Annotated in this window: 7 protein-coding genes, 17 tRNA genes and 3 rRNA genes; all 27 read right to left on the bottom strand. The window is 43.0% G+C overall.

What is annotated here, in order from left to right:
• Positions 1-11 precede the first annotated feature (11 nt).
• Positions 12-2,468 (bottom strand): YhgE/Pip family protein, encoded by a 2,457-nt coding sequence (locus ABE65_RS03040; protein WP_066391220.1) that lies wholly within the window; start codon positions 2,466-2,468, stop codon positions 12-14.
• Positions 2,469-2,658: 190 nt separating this feature from the next.
• The gene (locus ABE65_RS03035; RefSeq protein WP_231887844.1) at positions 2,659-4,824 is read right to left on the bottom strand and encodes an ATP-dependent helicase; all 2,166 of its coding nucleotides are present in this window, start codon (positions 4,822-4,824) and stop codon (positions 2,659-2,661) included.
• Between the two features lie 138 nt (positions 4,825-4,962).
• Positions 4,963-5,047, bottom strand: a tRNA-Leu gene (locus tag ABE65_RS03030).
• Positions 5,048-5,074: 27 nt separating this feature from the next.
• Positions 5,075-5,149 (bottom strand) — tRNA-Cys (locus tag ABE65_RS03025).
• A 12-nt stretch (positions 5,150-5,161) separates the two neighbouring features.
• A tRNA-Gly gene (locus tag ABE65_RS03020) sits at positions 5,162-5,236 on the bottom strand.
• Between the two features lie 60 nt (positions 5,237-5,296).
• A tRNA-Gln gene (locus ABE65_RS03015) sits at positions 5,297-5,371 on the bottom strand.
• Positions 5,372-5,380: 9 nt separating this feature from the next.
• Positions 5,381-5,456: transfer RNA gene (locus ABE65_RS03010), tRNA-His, on the bottom strand.
• Between the two features lie 14 nt (positions 5,457-5,470).
• Positions 5,471-5,544, bottom strand: a tRNA-Trp gene (locus ABE65_RS03005).
• 17 nt (positions 5,545-5,561) lie between these two features.
• Positions 5,562-5,646: transfer RNA gene (locus ABE65_RS03000), tRNA-Tyr, on the bottom strand.
• 82 nt (positions 5,647-5,728) lie between these two features.
• A tRNA-Thr gene (locus ABE65_RS02995) sits at positions 5,729-5,804 on the bottom strand.
• An 8-nt stretch (positions 5,805-5,812) separates the two neighbouring features.
• Positions 5,813-5,888, bottom strand: a tRNA-Phe gene (locus ABE65_RS02990).
• Between the two features lie 43 nt (positions 5,889-5,931).
• Positions 5,932-6,007, bottom strand: a tRNA-Asp gene (locus tag ABE65_RS02985).
• A gap of 89 nt (positions 6,008-6,096) precedes the next feature.
• Positions 6,097-6,173 (bottom strand) — tRNA-Met (locus ABE65_RS02980).
• 25 nt (positions 6,174-6,198) lie between these two features.
• Positions 6,199-6,274: transfer RNA gene (locus tag ABE65_RS02975), tRNA-Val, on the bottom strand.
• A gap of 24 nt (positions 6,275-6,298) precedes the next feature.
• Positions 6,299-6,373 (bottom strand) — tRNA-Glu (locus ABE65_RS02970).
• Between the two features lie 28 nt (positions 6,374-6,401).
• Positions 6,402-6,493 (bottom strand) — tRNA-Ser (locus ABE65_RS02965).
• 4 nt (positions 6,494-6,497) lie between these two features.
• Positions 6,498-6,572, bottom strand: a tRNA-Asn gene (locus ABE65_RS02960).
• 10 nt (positions 6,573-6,582) lie between these two features.
• A 5S ribosomal RNA gene (gene rrf, locus ABE65_RS02955) occupies positions 6,583-6,698 on the bottom strand.
• Between the two features lie 65 nt (positions 6,699-6,763).
• Positions 6,764-9,699: ribosomal RNA gene (locus ABE65_RS02950) — 23S ribosomal RNA — on the bottom strand.
• Positions 9,700-9,835: 136 nt separating this feature from the next.
• A tRNA-Ala gene (locus ABE65_RS02945) sits at positions 9,836-9,911 on the bottom strand.
• A 26-nt stretch (positions 9,912-9,937) separates the two neighbouring features.
• Positions 9,938-10,014: transfer RNA gene (locus ABE65_RS02940), tRNA-Ile, on the bottom strand.
• Positions 10,015-10,102: 88 nt separating this feature from the next.
• Positions 10,103-11,652, bottom strand: a 16S ribosomal RNA gene (locus tag ABE65_RS02935).
• The 16S, 23S and 5S rRNA genes sit together here with 17 tRNA genes alongside, the layout of an rRNA operon.
• A gap of 310 nt (positions 11,653-11,962) precedes the next feature.
• Complete coding sequence (locus tag ABE65_RS02930) at positions 11,963-13,396, bottom strand: nicotinate phosphoribosyltransferase (RefSeq protein ID WP_066391216.1); 1,434 nt, start codon at positions 13,394-13,396, stop codon at positions 11,963-11,965.
• A gap of 102 nt (positions 13,397-13,498) precedes the next feature.
• Positions 13,499-14,845 (bottom strand): vWA domain-containing protein, encoded by a 1,347-nt coding sequence (locus tag ABE65_RS02925; RefSeq protein WP_066391215.1) that lies wholly within the window; start codon positions 14,843-14,845, stop codon positions 13,499-13,501.
• On the bottom strand, positions 14,842-15,135 hold the full coding sequence (locus tag ABE65_RS02920; RefSeq protein ID WP_066391213.1) for a hypothetical protein: 294 nt from the start codon (positions 15,133-15,135) through the stop codon (positions 14,842-14,844). Before ABE65_RS02920 ends, ABE65_RS02925 begins: the two co-directional genes overlap by 4 nt.
• Positions 15,136-15,176: 41 nt before the next feature.
• Positions 15,177-15,998 carry a hypothetical protein gene (locus ABE65_RS02915; protein WP_066391212.1) on the bottom strand — a complete coding sequence of 274 codons (822 nt, stop codon included), beginning with the start codon at positions 15,996-15,998 and terminating at the stop codon, positions 15,177-15,179.
• Positions 15,999-16,102: 104 nt separating this feature from the next.
• Positions 16,103-16,927, bottom strand: coding sequence for a hypothetical protein (locus ABE65_RS02910; RefSeq protein WP_066391211.1), 825 nt, complete (start codon positions 16,925-16,927; stop codon positions 16,103-16,105).
• Positions 16,928-16,939: the final 12 nt, after the last annotated feature.

The raw sequence follows: 16,939 nt of genomic DNA, 5'->3' as shown, positions 1-16,939 counted from the left end.
TTAAATTATGATCAGCTCGCTAAATCTAGATTTTTCGGTTCGCTTTTTGGCTTTGTAAACAGATAGACTGCGATCGACAATAAACTAAAACTTATTAGATAGATGAACAATATTCCCATATTGGAGAATGCAGAGCTCGTACTACCCAATGAGATCAATGCCTTAAATCCAGCGATGGAATATGTGAACGGCAAGAACTCACTTAGTGCACGCAAATTCTCAGGCAGCATATCAATCGGCAGATTTGCACCTGTCGTAGAAAGCTGTAGAATCACTAAAGCGAACGCGATGAATCGTCCGATGTTTCCTAACGACGCGAACAATAAGACAATTCCTGTGAATACCAAACTAACAAAAACCGCAAAGGCTATAAAACCTAGTGGATTTTCAGTTTTTACATTTAAGATAAGTAGAACAACTGTCGAAAGAAGTAATGCCTGTACTACAGCCAGAGCACCTAGGTTCATGAATTTAGCACCAAACCAAGAGAACGCTGAAACTTCTTCTGGCTTTCTAAAGTTAATGAACATCGACATGATTAAGATTCCAACGAATAGCGCTAATGAAAGAACATAAGGAGCTGTTGAATCACGATAGAGTGGATATTTATTTACCGTTTCACTCTTTAACTCAACAGGCGAAGAAAACATGCTTAAGTTCTTATCATTAGCCGCCTTAATCGCACCTGTTTTCTCTGCACCATCTTTTAGACCTGATGATAACTCGTTACTTCCATCATTTAATTTCCCTGCACCATCATTTAATTTTGTTACACCTTCCGTTAAGTCACCCCAGCCTTTTGCAACTGTTGCGTTTCCATCACTCACCTGTGACATACCATCGTTAATCTTTGTTGCGCCTGAAGTTAGGTCACGCCATCCTTTTTCAACAGAAGAGTTACCTGCTGATACTTGGTTTGCACCGTCATTAAGTTGGGATGCGCCTTTAGTCAAAGATGTCCAACCCGTGTTCACCGATTGGTTTCCTGCAGCAATCTGAGATGTTCCTGCATGCAGCTCTCCTACCTTACCTACCATCGTGTTCCAGCCACTCTCAATCGATTCCGTCCCTTGTTGGAGCAGTGGCACCTTTTGGCTTAATGTCGCAACTCCGTTATCCACTGACGTTTGGCCCGCTACAAGCTGATTTACCCCATCAGCAACAGATTTAGGATTAGGTTCGGCATTTGCCGTGAAAGCTCCTGCGATTTTTGCAGCTCCTTGACTTAGTGCCTGGAGCTTTTGAGCTTTTGCAGGATCAGTTGCAGCTGTCGTGATAGCTTGGCTCGTACCATAAATCTTCATAAAAGCAGGATCCTTGGATAGTTCAGGGTGTTGCTCTAAATATGCCTTTAGATCACTTGATAACACTTGCAGCCCCTTACCTAGGTTTGCAGATTCATCGGCAACTTGAGCAACACCTTGTGAGATTTGTTGTGTCCCAGGAGCGATTTCGTTCTTGATCGCACTTTGAACACCTTTTAGTCCTGTTAAGATTCCAGTTGTTCCTACTTTTAGTTGCGGTATGCTGTCACCAAGTTGTTTCGCACCCGCTGCAAGGTCTTTTACCCCTGATTGTTTATCTTTTAAATTTTGTAATAAAAGTCCTGTTCCTTCATTAGCTGCAGCTGATCCTGCCGCGAGCTTTGAGATGTCACCCGACTTAGATTGAAGAGATGAGAGTAATTCTTTCGTTCCAGCACTTAGTTGGGATGATCCATTTGCCAGTTTGCTAATATCTGGCTGTTTGGCTGACAAAGAGTTTGCCATTTGTCCTACACCATTTTTAAGTTCTTTTGCACCACTCGCAAGCTTTGAAATATCAGCCGCTTTATTTGTAAGCGATTCCAAAAGTGTGTTTGTTCCATCACGAAGATCTGTCATTCCCGTATTTAGTTTTGCAGATCCATCTGCAGCTGATTGAAAACCTTCCGATACATCGCCGAGACTAGCAAACATGTTGTTTGCATACTTCTCTGTAATTTTATCACCAAGTTTTTCTCTTAACTTTTCGGTGGCACTTCTTGTCACTTGTGCTGCCATGAAGTTTAATCCTTCGTTTTGAATATACGTAAGTTGAAGCTTCTCAGGATTATCACTTAAAACCGTTGTTACTCTTTGTGAAAAATCCTCAGGAATCTCGATAACCATGTAATATTTCAGACTATCGAGGCCTTCTTTGGCTTCCTCAGCACTTACAAATTCCCAACCGAGATCTTTTCCTTTCTTTAAGTCTGCGACTAAATCCTTCCCTACATTGATCGGCTCATCGTCCGATAACGCACCCTTGTCCTTGTTGACTACCGCAACAGGCAAGTTCGACAAGTTGTCGTACGGTCCCCATTTTGGTGATAGAAGTATACCACCATAAACGACTGGTACGAGCAATGCGGCAATGACTGAGATCAGCAAGCCCTTTTTACCTGCCAACTTCGCCATTTCTGCCATAAACAAACGAAAAGCGTTCATCCCTTTACCCCCGTTCTCCCCAAAAATAAATACATTCTGTAAAAATGAACAGGTATTCACTTCTACTAGAATGTATTATTCGGAAGAGATAAGAATAAATCCTTCTTATTTATCAGAAAATTGTAAAATATTAAATAATAATAAGGTAGTAAGTCCTGCTATAATGTAAGATTAGATAAAAAAATGTTTATTAAGTGTGAATCAACGGCTCTAATAGTCCCATTTCTAAACATGCGCTGATTGATAATTTTTTTTCTTTAGACTGAAATTTAAAAGTAATAAATTCTCCGCTGATTTCAGTTATTTCTCCTGTTCCAAACACACGATGAGTAACGGCTAGACCAACATATAATTCTTCTTTCTTTTTGATGCTATACGGATTGTATGGAACTCCATTTATCTTTTTAACATTCTTTTTTACTGGTTCAGATTTCATTATTCTTGTGGGATCTAATATATTTTTTACATCAGAAACAAACACAGACTCTTCTACTTTTTTCCCATCTCGATAAGGATACGTCACTAGGGTTAATTGTTTCTTGGCACGCGTCATTCCTACATAAAATAAACGAGCTGCTTCTTCTAACAGTAGGTGGTCCGATCGATCTTCACTTGAAGGTATGATTCCATCCACTACATCAATCATAAACACCTTGTTAAATTCGAGCCCTTTCGCACTATGAAAGGTAGAAAGTGTAATTGCGTCGTGCCCCTTCTTTTTTTTTGCTGTTTTCAAAACGACTTCAAGATGCTTTAATCGTTTAGCAAACTCCTCAAGGCTTTCAAGATCTGTTGCAATTTCTTCGAGTGTATTTAAGATGCCCACTAAATAATCCATTCGAAACCCTAAGCTCTTACTGATCTTTTCTATGGCTTTATCGTAGCCTAGACGATCTCTGATCACCCGAATAGCTTGAAGAGGCTTCATCTCCTTCATTTCTTTAAACGTCTCTTTACTAGCCTTTAGAAGTTTTACTTGATACTCCTGTAATTTCACATGGTTTAGCAAATTATCAAATACAGAATCGTTATGATTCAGTTGTTTAAGTGCTTGCATCTGCTGCTTCGTAATATAGCCGTTAAATTTCAAATGAATTTTTTCTAGAATGTCTGGTCTCTTATCAGTAAAGGCCATACGCATAAAATTCAATATATCTTGAACCACCCAATGTGAGAAGAAACGATTATCGGCGTCCTTCATATAAAACGGAATTCCTGATCGATCAAAATCATTCATCAATCCAATGGATGACGAATTATTTCGATATAAGATGGCAATTTCTTTGAGATGAATAGCGTCACTCAATTCACTGACCAAGTATTTGGATTGCTCTTTAAAATTCACGAGTTGTTTCACTTCAACAGGTTGATGCGAAGGATTTTGGGTGAACATATTTTTTTCATATCTGTTTTTATTTCTTTTTATAAACGAATTAGCAACGGTAACAATATCCTCAGATGAGCGATAGTTCTGCTCCATAAACAAAATAGAAGCATCACTGTACTTTTCCTTAAATTTAAGCAAATAGGAAGGCTCAGCACCCCTCCAGCTATAGATCGATTGGTCATCATCGGCCACCACACATAAATTTCGATGAGTAGAAACCATTTTTTCTATAATAGAATGTTGCACAAGCGATGTATCTTGGCTTTCATCTGTTAAGAAATAATCGTATCTATTTTGATAATAACGTAACACGTGCGCATGATTTTCTAATACGTCATTTCCGATTGTGAGCATATCATCAAAGTCTAACAATACATGATGCTGATCTGAACGTTTGAGTTCCTCATATTGCTTAAAGATCTCCTCAGCTTGCGGAACGTCACATGAAACTTCTGACCACCGTTCGATAGGTATCATCTTGTTTTTTATGTAACTGATATAGGTCGTAAGCTCATCCATTTGATCTTCAGTTATGTTCTCTCCAACAAGTGACTTAAATAAATGCCTAAGCATCATTTTTTTATTATGTTGAAAGTTACCTGCTGATCCCTCTTTTTCCCCTGAATCAGATTCCCCCTCTATAATGGTAAAAGGTAGTCCCAACTTTCTATAATGATCTCTAACTACCTCAAAAGCAAAGCTATGAATGGTTGAAAAGTCTACAGCAGGAAGTTCAGGATAAAATCTAGTGAAACGCTCTTTCATATCATTAGCTGACGCCTTACTGAATGTAACAGCCTTTATACGAGACGGTTGAATTCCTTTTTCCATTATCAAATAACCGATTCTCATAATAATTGTGGTCGTTTTCCCAGAACCAGGGGAAGCAAGTAATAGAAGAGGCCCCTCTGTTTTCATAACAGCTTTCTTTTGCACCTCATTTAAAGTGATGCCAAGATCATTTTTCATTTTAGTGAAGAAATCTCCCATGAGTCAGTACCCTTTCGTATTATGAATATGATAAATGAAGTTTAAGCTATTTAAGCAAATAAAAAAACTCCCCACAAAGGTGAGAAGTCTTAAGTTTAAATGTTAAGTTAAGTAAAATGGTACCGGTGGTCGGGGTCGAACCGACACTCCAGAAGGAACACGATTTTGAGTCGTGCGCGTCTGCCAATTCCGCCACACCGGCATTTGAATCTTTTTGAATTGGAATTTATGGAGGCGGCACCCGGATTCGAACCGGGGGATAAGGGTTTTGCAGACCCGTGCCTTACCACTTGGCTATGCCGCCAGAAAACAAAAATGGAGCGGAAGACGGGATTCGAACCCGCGACCCCAACCTTGGCAAGGTTGTATTCTACCACTGAACTACTTCCGCAAACATTTAATTAACTTATAATATGTTTGTTAAAATCATCTTATGTTATAAAAATAAAAATGGCTGGGCTAGCTGGATTCGAACCAACGCATGTCGCAGTCAAAGTGCGATGCCTTACCGCTTGGCTATAGCCCAAAATTTAAATGGGGCGGACGAGGGGAATCGAACCCCCGAATGTCGGAACCACAATCCGATGCGTTAACCACTTCGCCACGACCGCCACAGTATTAAAATTGGCAGGGGCAGTAGGAATCGAACCCACACCAAAGGTTTTGGAGACCTTCGTTCTACCTTTAAACTATGCCCCTATATAAGGAATAAAAGATGGTGGAGGGGGACGGATTCGAACCGCCGAACCCGGAGGGAGCGGATTTACAGTCCGCCGCGTTTAGCCACTTCGCTACCCCTCCACGAATGAAGACAGGTTTTATTATAAAACATAATCACCCTGTTTTTCAATAAGTTTTTTGTTCCAATTCAGGAAGAAAAAACTGGTGCCGGCTAGAGGACTTGAACCCCCAACCTACTGATTACAAGTCAGTTGCTCTACCAATTGAGCTAAACCGGCAAAAAAAATGGTGGCTCGAGACGGAATCGAACCGCCGACACGAGGATTTTCAGTCCTCTGCTCTACCGACTGAGCTATCGAGCCAAGAAAAAATCTTGGTGTTGTAAAGCCACCGTTTAAATAAAAATGGCGGACCCGACCGGGGTCGAACCGGCGATCTCCTGCGTGACAGGCAGGCATGTTAACCACTACACCACGAGTCCATTCATGAAATAAAATTGGTTGCACCCTAAGGGCACTGTTTATATTTCATGGTCAAGAAGTAATCTCGACGTTGTCCATGAAATAAAATTGGTTGCGGGGACAGGATTTGAACCTGCGACCTTCGGGTTATGAGCCCGACGAGCTACCAGACTGCTCCACCCCGCGATGATATATATGATATAAAAGTTAATGGTGGAGGATGACGGGTTCGAACCGCCGACCCCCTGCTTGTAAGGCAGGTGCTCTCCCAGCTGAGCTAATCCTCCATATTTAAAATCATTATGTATAAGTGGTGACCCGTACGGGATTCGAACCCGTGTTACCGCCGTGAAAGGGCGGTGTCTTAACCGCTTGACCAACGGGCCAGTTGTTTTTATTTAGAGAGTATGTATCTGGCGGAGAGCAAGGGATTCGAACCCTTGATACGGGGTTGACCGTATACACGATTTCCAATCGTGCTCCTTCGACCTCTCGGACAGCTCTCCAATATGGCTCCACAGGTAGGACTCGAACCTACGACCGATCGGTTAACAGCCGATAGCTCTACCACTGAGCTACTGTGGAATATGTATTGGCTCAGCGACGTCCTACTCTAACAGGGGGAAACCCCCAACTACCATCGGCGCTAAAGAGCTTAACTTCCGTGTTCGGTATGGGAACGGGTGTGACCTCTTTGCCATCATCACTGAACCAAAATATATTGAGAGATGTTCTCTCAAAACTAGATACGACGTTTCCAAACGTTATGCTTTTTTAAGGATAAGCCCTCGACCGATTAGTATCTGTCAGCTCCACGTGTCACCACGCTTCCACACCAGACCTATCAACCTCATCATCTCTAAGGGGTCTTACTCACTTGCGTGATGGGAAATCTCATCTTGAGGGGGGCTTCATGCTTAGATGCTTTCAGCACTTATCCCGTCCACACGTAGCTACCCAGCTATGCCCCTGGCGGAACAACTGGTACACCAGCGGTGTGTCCATCCCGGTCCTCTCGTACTAAGGACAGCTCCTCTCAAATTTCCTGCGCCCGCGACGGATAGGGACCGAACTGTCTCACGACGTTCTGAACCCAGCTCGCGTACCGCTTTAATGGGCGAACAGCCCAACCCTTGGGACCTACTTCAGCCCCAGGATGCGATGAGCCGACATCGAGGTGCCAAACCTCCCCGTCGATGTGGACTCTTGGGGGAGATAAGCCTGTTATCCCCAGGGTAGCTTTTATCCGTTGAGCGATGGCCCTTCCATGCGGAACCACCGGATCACTAAGCCCGACTTTCGTCCCTGCTCGACTTGTAGGTCTCGCAGTCAAGCTCCCTTGTGCCTTTACACTCTGCGAATGATTTCCAACCATTCTGAGGGAACCTTTGGGCGCCTCCGTTACTGTTTAGGAGGCGACCGCCCCAGTCAAACTGCCCACCTGACACTGTCTCCGAACCGGATTACGGTCCAAGGTTAGAATTTCAATACAGCCAGGGTAGTATCCCACCGACGCCTCCACCGAAGCTGGCGCTCCGGCTTCTCAGGCTCCTACCTATCCTGTACAAGCTGTACCAAAATCCAATATCAAGTTGCAGTAAAGCTCCATGGGGTCTTTCCGTCCTGTCGCGGGTAACCTGCATCTTCACAGGTACTATAATTTCACCGGGTCTCTCGTTGAGACAGTATCCAAGTCGTTACACCTTTCGTGCGGGTCGGAACTTACCCGACAAGGAATTTCGCTACCTTAGGACCGTTATAGTTACGGCCGCCGTTTACTGGGGCTTCAATTCAGAGCTTCTCCCAAAGGATAACCCCTCCTCTTAACCTTCCAGCACCGGGCAGGTGTCAGCCCCTATACTTCACCTTGCGGTTTCGCAGAGACCTGTGTTTTTGCTAAACAGTCGCTTGGATCTATTCACTGCGGCTCTCTCGGGCGATAAACCCTATCAGAGCACCCCTTCTCCCGAAGTTACGGGGTCATTTTGCCGAGTTCCTTAACGAGAGTTCTCCCGATCATCTTAGGATTCTCTCCTCGCCTACCTGTGTCGGTTTGCGGTACGGGCACCTCTTTCCTCACTAGAGGCTTTTCTTGGCAGTGTAGGATCAGGGACTTCGGTACTAAAATTTCCCTCGCCATCACAGCTCAGCCTTCATGTTGGGCGGATTTGCCTACCCAACAGCCTAACTGCTTAGACGCACTATTCCATCAGTGCGCTCACCCTACCTTACTGCGTCCCCCCATTGTTCAAACGGAAAGGAGGTGGTACAGGAATATCAACCTGTTATCCATCGCCTACGCTTTTCAGCCTCGGCTTAGGCCCCGACTAACCCTGAGCGGACGAGCCTTCCTCAGGAAACCTTAGGCTTTCGATGGACAAGATTCTCACTTGTCTTTCGCTACTCATACCGGCATTCTCACTTCAAAGCGCTCCACCAGTCCTTCCGGTCTGACTTCGCTGCACTTCGAACGCTCCCCTACCCCTGTACCATACGGTACAAGCCATAGCTTCGGTGATACGTTTAGCCCCGTTACATTTTCGGCGCAGAGTCACTCGACCAGTGAGCTATTACGCACTCTTTAAATGGTGGCTGCTTCTAAGCCAACATCCTGGTTGTCTGGGCAACTCCACATCCTTTGCCACTTAACGTATACTTTGGGACCTTAGCTGATGGTCTGGGCTGTTTCCCTTTTGACTACGGATCTTATCACTCGCAGTCTGACTCCCGCGGATAATTCTCTGGCATTCGGAGTTTGACTGAATTCGGTAACCCTGTGGGGGCCCCTAGTCCAATCAGTGCTCTACCTCCAGGAATCTTGCCGCGAGGCTAGCCCTAAAGCTATTTCGGGGAGAACCAGCTATCTCCGTGTTCGATTGGCATTTCACCCCTACCCACACCTCATCCCCGCACTTTTCAACGTGCGTGGGTTCGGGCCTCCATTCAGTGTTACCTGAACTTCACCCTGGACATGGGTAGATCACACGGTTTCGGGTCTACGACCACGTACTATGTCGCCCTATTCAGACTCGCTTTCGCTGCGGCTCCGTCTTATCAACTTAACCTTGCACGGGATCGTAACTCGCCGGTTCATTCTACAAAAGGCACGCCGTCACCCGTTAATGGGCTCCGACTACTTGTAGGCACACGGTTTCAGGATCTGTTTCACTCCCCTTCCGGGGTGCTTTTCACCTTTCCCTCACGGTACTGGTTCACTATCGGTCACTAGGGAGTATTTAGCCTTGGGAGATGGTCCTCCCGGATTCCGACGGGGTTTCACGTGTCCCGCCGTACTCAGGATCCACTCAGGAGGGAACGAAGTTTCAGCTACAGGGCTGTTACCTTCTTCGGCTGGCCTTTCCAGACCACTTCACCTACTTCGTTCCTTTGTAACTCCGTATAGAGTGTCCTACAACCCCAGAGAGCAAGCTCTCTGGTTTGGGCTGATTCCGTTTCGCTCGCCGCTACTCAGGAAATCGCATTTGCTTTCTCTTCCTCCGGGTACTTAGATGTTTCAGTTCCCCGGGTCTGCCTTCTCATACCCTATGTATTCAGATATGGATACCATCCCATTACGGATGGTGGGTTCCCCCATTCGGAAATCCCCGGATCAATGCTTACTTACAGCTCCCCGAGGCATATCGGTGTTCGTCCCGTCCTTCTTCGGCTCCTAGTGCCAAGGCATCCACCGTGCGCCCTTTCTAGCTTAACCTTATATGATGTTTGCACATCAAAGATTCTTGCTTGGCGCAGATTAGATAAATCTATCTGCCTTGCATATTGTTTGGATGTCGATATCTAGTTTTCAAAGAACATAATTTAAAAATGCATCATCGTAAGATGTGCAATGGTGGAGCTTAGCGGGATCGAACCGCTGACCTCCTGCGTGCAAGGCAGGCGCTCTCCCAGCTGAGCTAAAGCCCCATAATGGGAATGAAATTTTATGAAAATGGTGGGCCTAAATGGACTCGAACCATCGACCTCACGCTTATCAGGCGTGCGCTCTAACCAGCTGAGCTATAGGCCCCTAAAGGAAGTTAAGTTCCTTCAAAACTGAACAAAAGAAGAATAGGCGTACTTACGAAACACACGAAGGTGTTTCATAATCTCCATAGAAAGGAGGTGATCCAGCCGCACCTTCCGATACGGCTACCTTGTTACGACTTCACCCCAATCATCTGTCCCACCTTCGGCGGCTGGCTCCCAAAAGGGTTACCCCACCGACTTCGGGTGTTACAAACTCTCGTGGTGTGACGGGCGGTGTGTACAAGGCCCGGGAACGTATTCACCGCGGCATGCTGATCCGCGATTACTAGCAATTCCGGCTTCATGTAGGCGAGTTGCAGCCTACAATCCGAACTGAGAATGACTTTTTGGGATTGGCTTGGCCTCGCGGCTTCGCAACCCTTTGTATCATCCATTGTAGCACGTGTGTAGCCCAGGTCATAAGGGGCATGATGATTTGACGTCATCCCCACCTTCCTCCGGTTTGTCACCGGCAGTCACCTTAGAGTGCCCAACTGAATGCTGGCAACTAAGGTCAAGGGTTGCGCTCGTTGCGGGACTTAACCCAACATCTCACGACACGAGCTGACGACAACCATGCACCACCTGTCACTTTGTCCCCCGAAGGGGAAAGCTCTATCTCTAGAGTGGTCAAAGGATGTCAAGACCTGGTAAGGTTCTTCGCGTTGCTTCGAATTAAACCACATGCTCCACTGCTTGTGCGGGCCCCCGTCAATTCCTTTGAGTTTCAACCTTGCGGTCGTACTCCCCAGGCGGAGTGCTTAATGTGTTAACTTCAGCACTGAGGGTGGAACCCCCCAACACCTAGCACTCATCGTTTACGGCGTGGACTACCAGGGTATCTAATCCTGTTTGCTCCCCACGCTTTCGCGCCTCAGCGTCAGTTACAGGCCAAAAAGCCGCCTTCGCCACTGGTGTTCCTCCACATCTCTACGCATTTCACCGCTACACGTGGAATTCCACTTTTCTCTCCTGCACTCAAGTCTCCCAGTTTCCAATGACCCTCCACGGTTGAGCCGTGGGCTTTCACATCAGACTTAAGAGACCGCCTGCGCGCGCTTTACGCCCAATAATTCCGGATAACGCTTGCCACCTACGTATTACCGCGGCTGCTGGCACGTAGTTAGCCGTGGCTTTCTGGTTAGGTACCGTCAAGGTACGAGCAGTTACTCTCGTACTTGTTCTTCTCTAACAACAGAGCTTTACGACCCGAAGGCCTTCATCGCTCACGCGGCGTTGCTCGGTCAGGCTTTCGCCCATTGCCGAAGATTCCCTACTGCTGCCTCCCGTAGGAGTCTGGGCCGTGTCTCAGTCCCAGTGTGGCCGATCACCCTCTCAGGTCGGCTACGCATCGTCGCCTTGGTGAGCCGTTACCTCACCAACTAGCTAATGCGCCGCGGGCTCATCTGTAAGTGTCAGCCGAAACCGACTTTCAAAAAGAAGAAATGCTTCTTCTCTTATTATCCGGTATTAGCCCCGGTTTCCCGGAGTTATCCCCGTCTTACAGGCAGATTACCCACGTGTTACTCACCCGTCCGCCGCTAAATCAGAGGAGCAAGCTCCTCGTCATTCGCTCGACTTGCATGTATTAGGCACGCCGCCAGCGTTCATCCTGAGCCAGGATCAAACTCTCCATAAAAGTGTTTGTCTTGCTCGATTTTAAAACTGACGGAATTAATTCTTAATTCCTTACCTATTTCTTTTGTTCAGTTTTCAAAGAACTTTTTTCTTTTACCGCGTCACTCTCTTAAAGCAGCGACAAAAACTATCTTACCACATATCTTCTTTCGAAGCAACAACTTTTTTAAAAGTTTATGTTTGTTTTTGTCGAACGTTATGTAAGAAAAGCAACAACGTTTATTACTATATCAGCGATACGGACGCCCGTCAACGCTTTTTTAAAGATTTTATTAAAAAACCTCTTTTCGTGTCGAAAAGAGGTTTACTTTCTATAAAGAATACTTCTCTAAAAGATCGTTTTTCGTCTTCCATACTTGAACAGATAGATCGACAAAATACTCTTGTGGATTCAATCTTCGTAAGTGCTGCGGCCAGAATAACCCAAGCTGTTCTTGATGATAGCGCCGAATTTCTTCGAGGTTCGGAAGGTCATACACAAGCTTTCCTTCTATATAAACGGGCTGTAGCAGTTCTTCGGCAGTAAAACAAGAAACCACTTTGCTTTTGTATGTGTGCACTGGATCAAATAGTTTAATATCTTTTTCAGGGAGCACTTCATCATCCATTGCAATGTAATCCGCTTCTGCTTTCCCGTTTGAGTTGATGATCCGATAGACCTTTTTATATCCAGGTGTTGTGATTTTCTCTACATTAGATGAAATTTTAATCGTAGGTACGAATTCTCCGTTTTCATATTTAGCTACAACTTTATAAACGCCTCCGAGTGCAGGCTGATCTGATGCAGTAATAAGCTGCGTCCCAATTCCCCAAGAAGTGATTGTTGCACCTTGTGCTTTTAAATCTGAAATCACATCGTCGTCCAAGTCATTACTTGCTACGATCCCCACATCCGTTAGACCTGCTTTATCTAACATTTTCCGAGCCTGAATAGATAGGTATGCTAAATCGCCACTATCCAACCGGATACCTTTGAGTGATTTCCCCGCTTCCTTCATCTTTAATCCAACTTTTATCGCGTTGGGTACTCCGCTTTTTAACGTATTGTACGTATCAACCAGTAAAACGCTTTGATTAGGCAGAGCTTCCGCAAACCGTTCAAACGCTTCTTCTTCTGAATCATGATCCTGAACCCACGCGTGTGCATGTGTTCCTTTTGTGGGGATACCGAATAGTTTTCCGGCACGCATATTTGATGTTGCATCAAAGCCCGCAATGTATGCGGCGCGTGCACCCCATATTGCGGCATCAGCTTCCTGAGCGCGACGCGTCCCAAACTCCATCAACTGATCATCAGGAGTGACATAGCGAATGCGGGCTGCTTTCGTTGCGATCAAGGTTTGATAGTTCATGAAATTTAGAAGTGCTGTCTCTAACAAGTGTGCTTCAAACACACGACATTTGATCCGAATTAACGGCTCATTCGGAAAAACGACCGTTCCTTCTTTTACAGAGAATAACTCTCCTGAAAAGTTGAAGTTCTTTAACTCCTCTAAAAAAGGTTCCTCATAGTGTTCTTCTTGTGTTCTTAGGTAGTCGATATCTTCCTCTGTAAAATGAAGATGCTCCAAATAACGAATGATTCGCTCAAGTCCCGCGAATACGGCATAACCGCTTTTGAAGGGATTCTTTCGGAAGAAGGCTTCAAATACGCGAATATTGTTGTGCGTGCCGTTTTTCCAATGGGCGTACATCATATTAATTTGATACTTATCTGTATGTAATGCTAAATCTTCATAGCTCATGTATGAGTCCCGCCTTTCTCTCTCTTCATTTTTCTCTATTTGTGTGGTTGTTAAACATAGTAAAAGGCCCGATAAAAATATCGGGCTTATCCTAAACATATCCTATTGTGTTCTAGCTTCCTCCGCATAATCTTGAATCACCTTTACAGCACGATCTCTTTCTGCAGTCAGAGCTTCCTTCTTAGTCTCGTGTTTTTCTTTTGCATATTCCATGAGCTTTTCATTTCTTTCACGAATCTTTTCATCGAGCTTGTTAATCTCTTCATCTGTAAGTTTTTCCTGATCTCTCAGATTCATTTTTGCGTCTTGGAATAGAGACTGCTCATCTCTTATGCTATCAATAACTGAGTCTGTGTAAATTTTACCGAGGTCCATAAATTTGTTTGAGCTACTCCAGTTGATATCAGTGATATCCATAGAAGAATCCCAATTAATTCGAGTATTGTGCATCGCCTTCGACCAGTTGGAATCGACTTCATCAAACAATTCTTTTTGAGAAGAAACAGATTGGAATTCGCCTCCACCCGCTTCTGCTACTGCTTTTAGCTGTTGCTGACCTTCATTATCTACATCAAAGCCGATGATGTTTACTTCTGCCTTGATGTTCGACTCGTGTAACTTTTTCGCTGCTTCTACAGGATTTCCATCACATGTCTCAATTCCATCACTCACGATATAAATGACGTTATTTCCTTCTTTCCCTTGAAGGTCCTTTTCAGCTGCTTCAATGGAAGCCGCGAGAGGTGTCCAACCGGTTGGCTTGAATTTAGAGAGAGATTGTTGGAAAGTTCCTTCATTATATGCACCTAAAGGATACATAACTTCCGTACTTTCACATGAAACCTTCTTGTCTTTATCAGCGTTACTTCCTTTATGTCCATAGACGCGCAGCATGACGTTTGCGTCCTCAGGCAATCCACCTGCAAACTTCTTCAACGCTTCTTTCGCCGCCGTCATCTTATCCGTTCCTGAAACTTTTCCTGCCATACTACCGCTTGCATCTAGAAGAATAGCAACATTAAGAGGACCTTCCTTCTTTTCCTCTCCGTTTTCACCTTCTTCTTTGTACTTCTCATACGCCTCTACTTCCTCAAACGTAATGTCAAAGTCCTCTAACTCCTGAAACACCGGCTGATGATTGGTAGAAAACCCAGCAACCATTCGGTTAAAGGCTTCCTCAGCCTTCATACCTTTAGGATAGTTCTTTGTGATTTTGTTAATCTCTTGATCAAGAGCACCACCTTCAAGATTTTTTACCTTTTCGTTATACTTACCTGCACCCTGTTTTACCATCTCTTCAGGATCAGTAGGCGCTTTTTCAACCATCTCTTTTTTCGGTTCTTTTTTCTTCGGTTCTGTTTCTGATGCTGTTTTTTCGGTTGAGCATGCGGTTAATAGAAGGAGTAGTGCGATAAAAAGGGCAAAAATAAGATTACTAGATTTGTTCATTTTAAATAAATTCCCTTCTTTGCAGTTTCTCTTTTGACTGTTTTTGCAAGACCATGGGTATAAAATCCATGCATATAAGAATTTAATTGAATAACCATTTTAAAAGGTTCTATTGCTTTATCTCTAGGACATACTGTTCCATTTTCGTATAAAACAAGATAACCCTTTATGAATCCGAGCTTATAGTATGCCACTTTAAATAGAGTACTCTTAACATTAACAATGAAATTAAACAGATTCACAGCTTCAAAGAATTTTTTATATTTATTTATAGTCTCAAAGAGATTCATAGTTTACCTCTTAAAATATGCATGAGATATATTGAATTACTCTAATTCCTAAGCATTGCCAACAATTCATTCTTGAATTGTTCCTCACTCCGAGCAATTCCTTTTGTGATTAAATTATGTTCCCAATTTGGCATAGAATAAAAGTTAATTTGCTCTCCATTACCATTTGTCTCAAAACTTTTCAGACTATTTTTTAATCCCTTTTGATATTTCTCACTGGTTAAGAAGCTAAACACTTCATAAGCTTTTGTAACATTCTTCTTTTCTTTCCTATTTAATGTGTCAATAATACTTCTTAATTCTGTTAAAACTGGATGAAGTAAAGCCTTAAACATTAATTGAATGTTCAAATGCTTATATTGAAGAACAGTAAATTCATTTTTCAATTCAACGATCTTGCTAACACCTTGTTGAGTTAACTCTTTATTTTTGTTAATTTCAATGAAAGTTTCGTCAGCTTCTTTATATACTTCTTTTAATCTTTTAAACCCTCGATCTAACTCAATAATCAAATCCATTACTTTTATTAGTTCTTCTTTTGATTTAGATAGATATTGATCTACTTTATTTGCAAGTTCAATTGTATCTTGAAAAGCATGTAAGGGTTTTTGGATTTCTGCACGTCCCTCTCTATAAAAACCATTCATGTAAGAGTTTACTTGGATGAACATTTTAAAAGGTACTAGCGCCTTTTCACGAGAACATACTTCACCTCTTTCATCCAAAAGCAAATATCCTCGAGTTAACCCAAACAAATAATAAGCAGCAACCGTATATCGCTTACCTTCATTAATAATGCTATACTCTGGAGTGTCATATTTCTCAAACATTTTTTTGTGTAGTTTAATGTTTGTTATTAACATAATCTTTTAACCAAAGATAGGACCAAGACTTTTGATACCTTTTTTAGAATAATTCATTTGTAAGCCTCCTTTTTTAAAGAGCTAAAACTCTTTCTAGATCTTAATTAATTTCTAAGCTGTGACAATAATGTTTTTTCGAACAAAATATCATTTTTGTCATCCGTATTTCGGTCTAATGCTTCTTGCCAATTAGAATGCTCGAAAAAAGGAATTTGATTACCTTGAGGATCTTTTTCAAAATCTATCAAACTTTTTCTTAATCCAGATTGATATTTTTCTTCCGTTAAAAATTTGAATACATCTTCCGCTTTTGCTGCTGTTTTTCGTTCATTACCACTTAAAGTCTTCAAAACTGTACTAAGTTCTGTGGAAATGCTAACGAATTGGCCTTTTGCCCTTATCTGAATATATAGATGCTTATACTGAAGACAAGTAAATTCTCCCATTAGTGATGATATATTGTCTAACACAGTTTGATCTAAGATGCCTTCTTTCATCATTTCATTAAAGATTTTCATAGCTTCTGGCAGTATTTTTTTAATTCTTTTATAACCATTATCTAATTCTTGAATATTATTGATAGCAGTCTCAATGTCATCTTTACTTGTTGTAACAAACGATTTAATTTCATTTAAAAGATTTATCGTATCTTTAAAAATCCCTGTCGGTTTATTACTTTCTGCTTGTCCTTGTTCATAAAGACCAAACATATACGAGTTAAATGCAATAAACATTCTATACGGAGGAATTGCTTCATCTCTGGAGGCGACATCTCCATCCTCTCGTAAAACTAAATAACCTTTTGTACTACCCAATTTGTTATAAGCCGCTACGCGAAAACGAGATTCATTACAAATAACTGTATACTTTGCTATATCTATTTTTTCTAGGAAGCGTTTATACTGTTTAAAATTTGCTTCTAATGACATAATTCATCTCCA

Origin of the sequence: Fictibacillus phosphorivorans, from assembly GCF_001629705.1 — a bacterium.
In the GTDB taxonomy this organism is placed as follows: domain Bacteria; phylum Bacillota; class Bacilli; order Bacillales; family Fictibacillaceae; genus Fictibacillus; species Fictibacillus phosphorivorans_A.
This window is presented reverse-complemented; position numbering and strand designations above follow the sequence as displayed.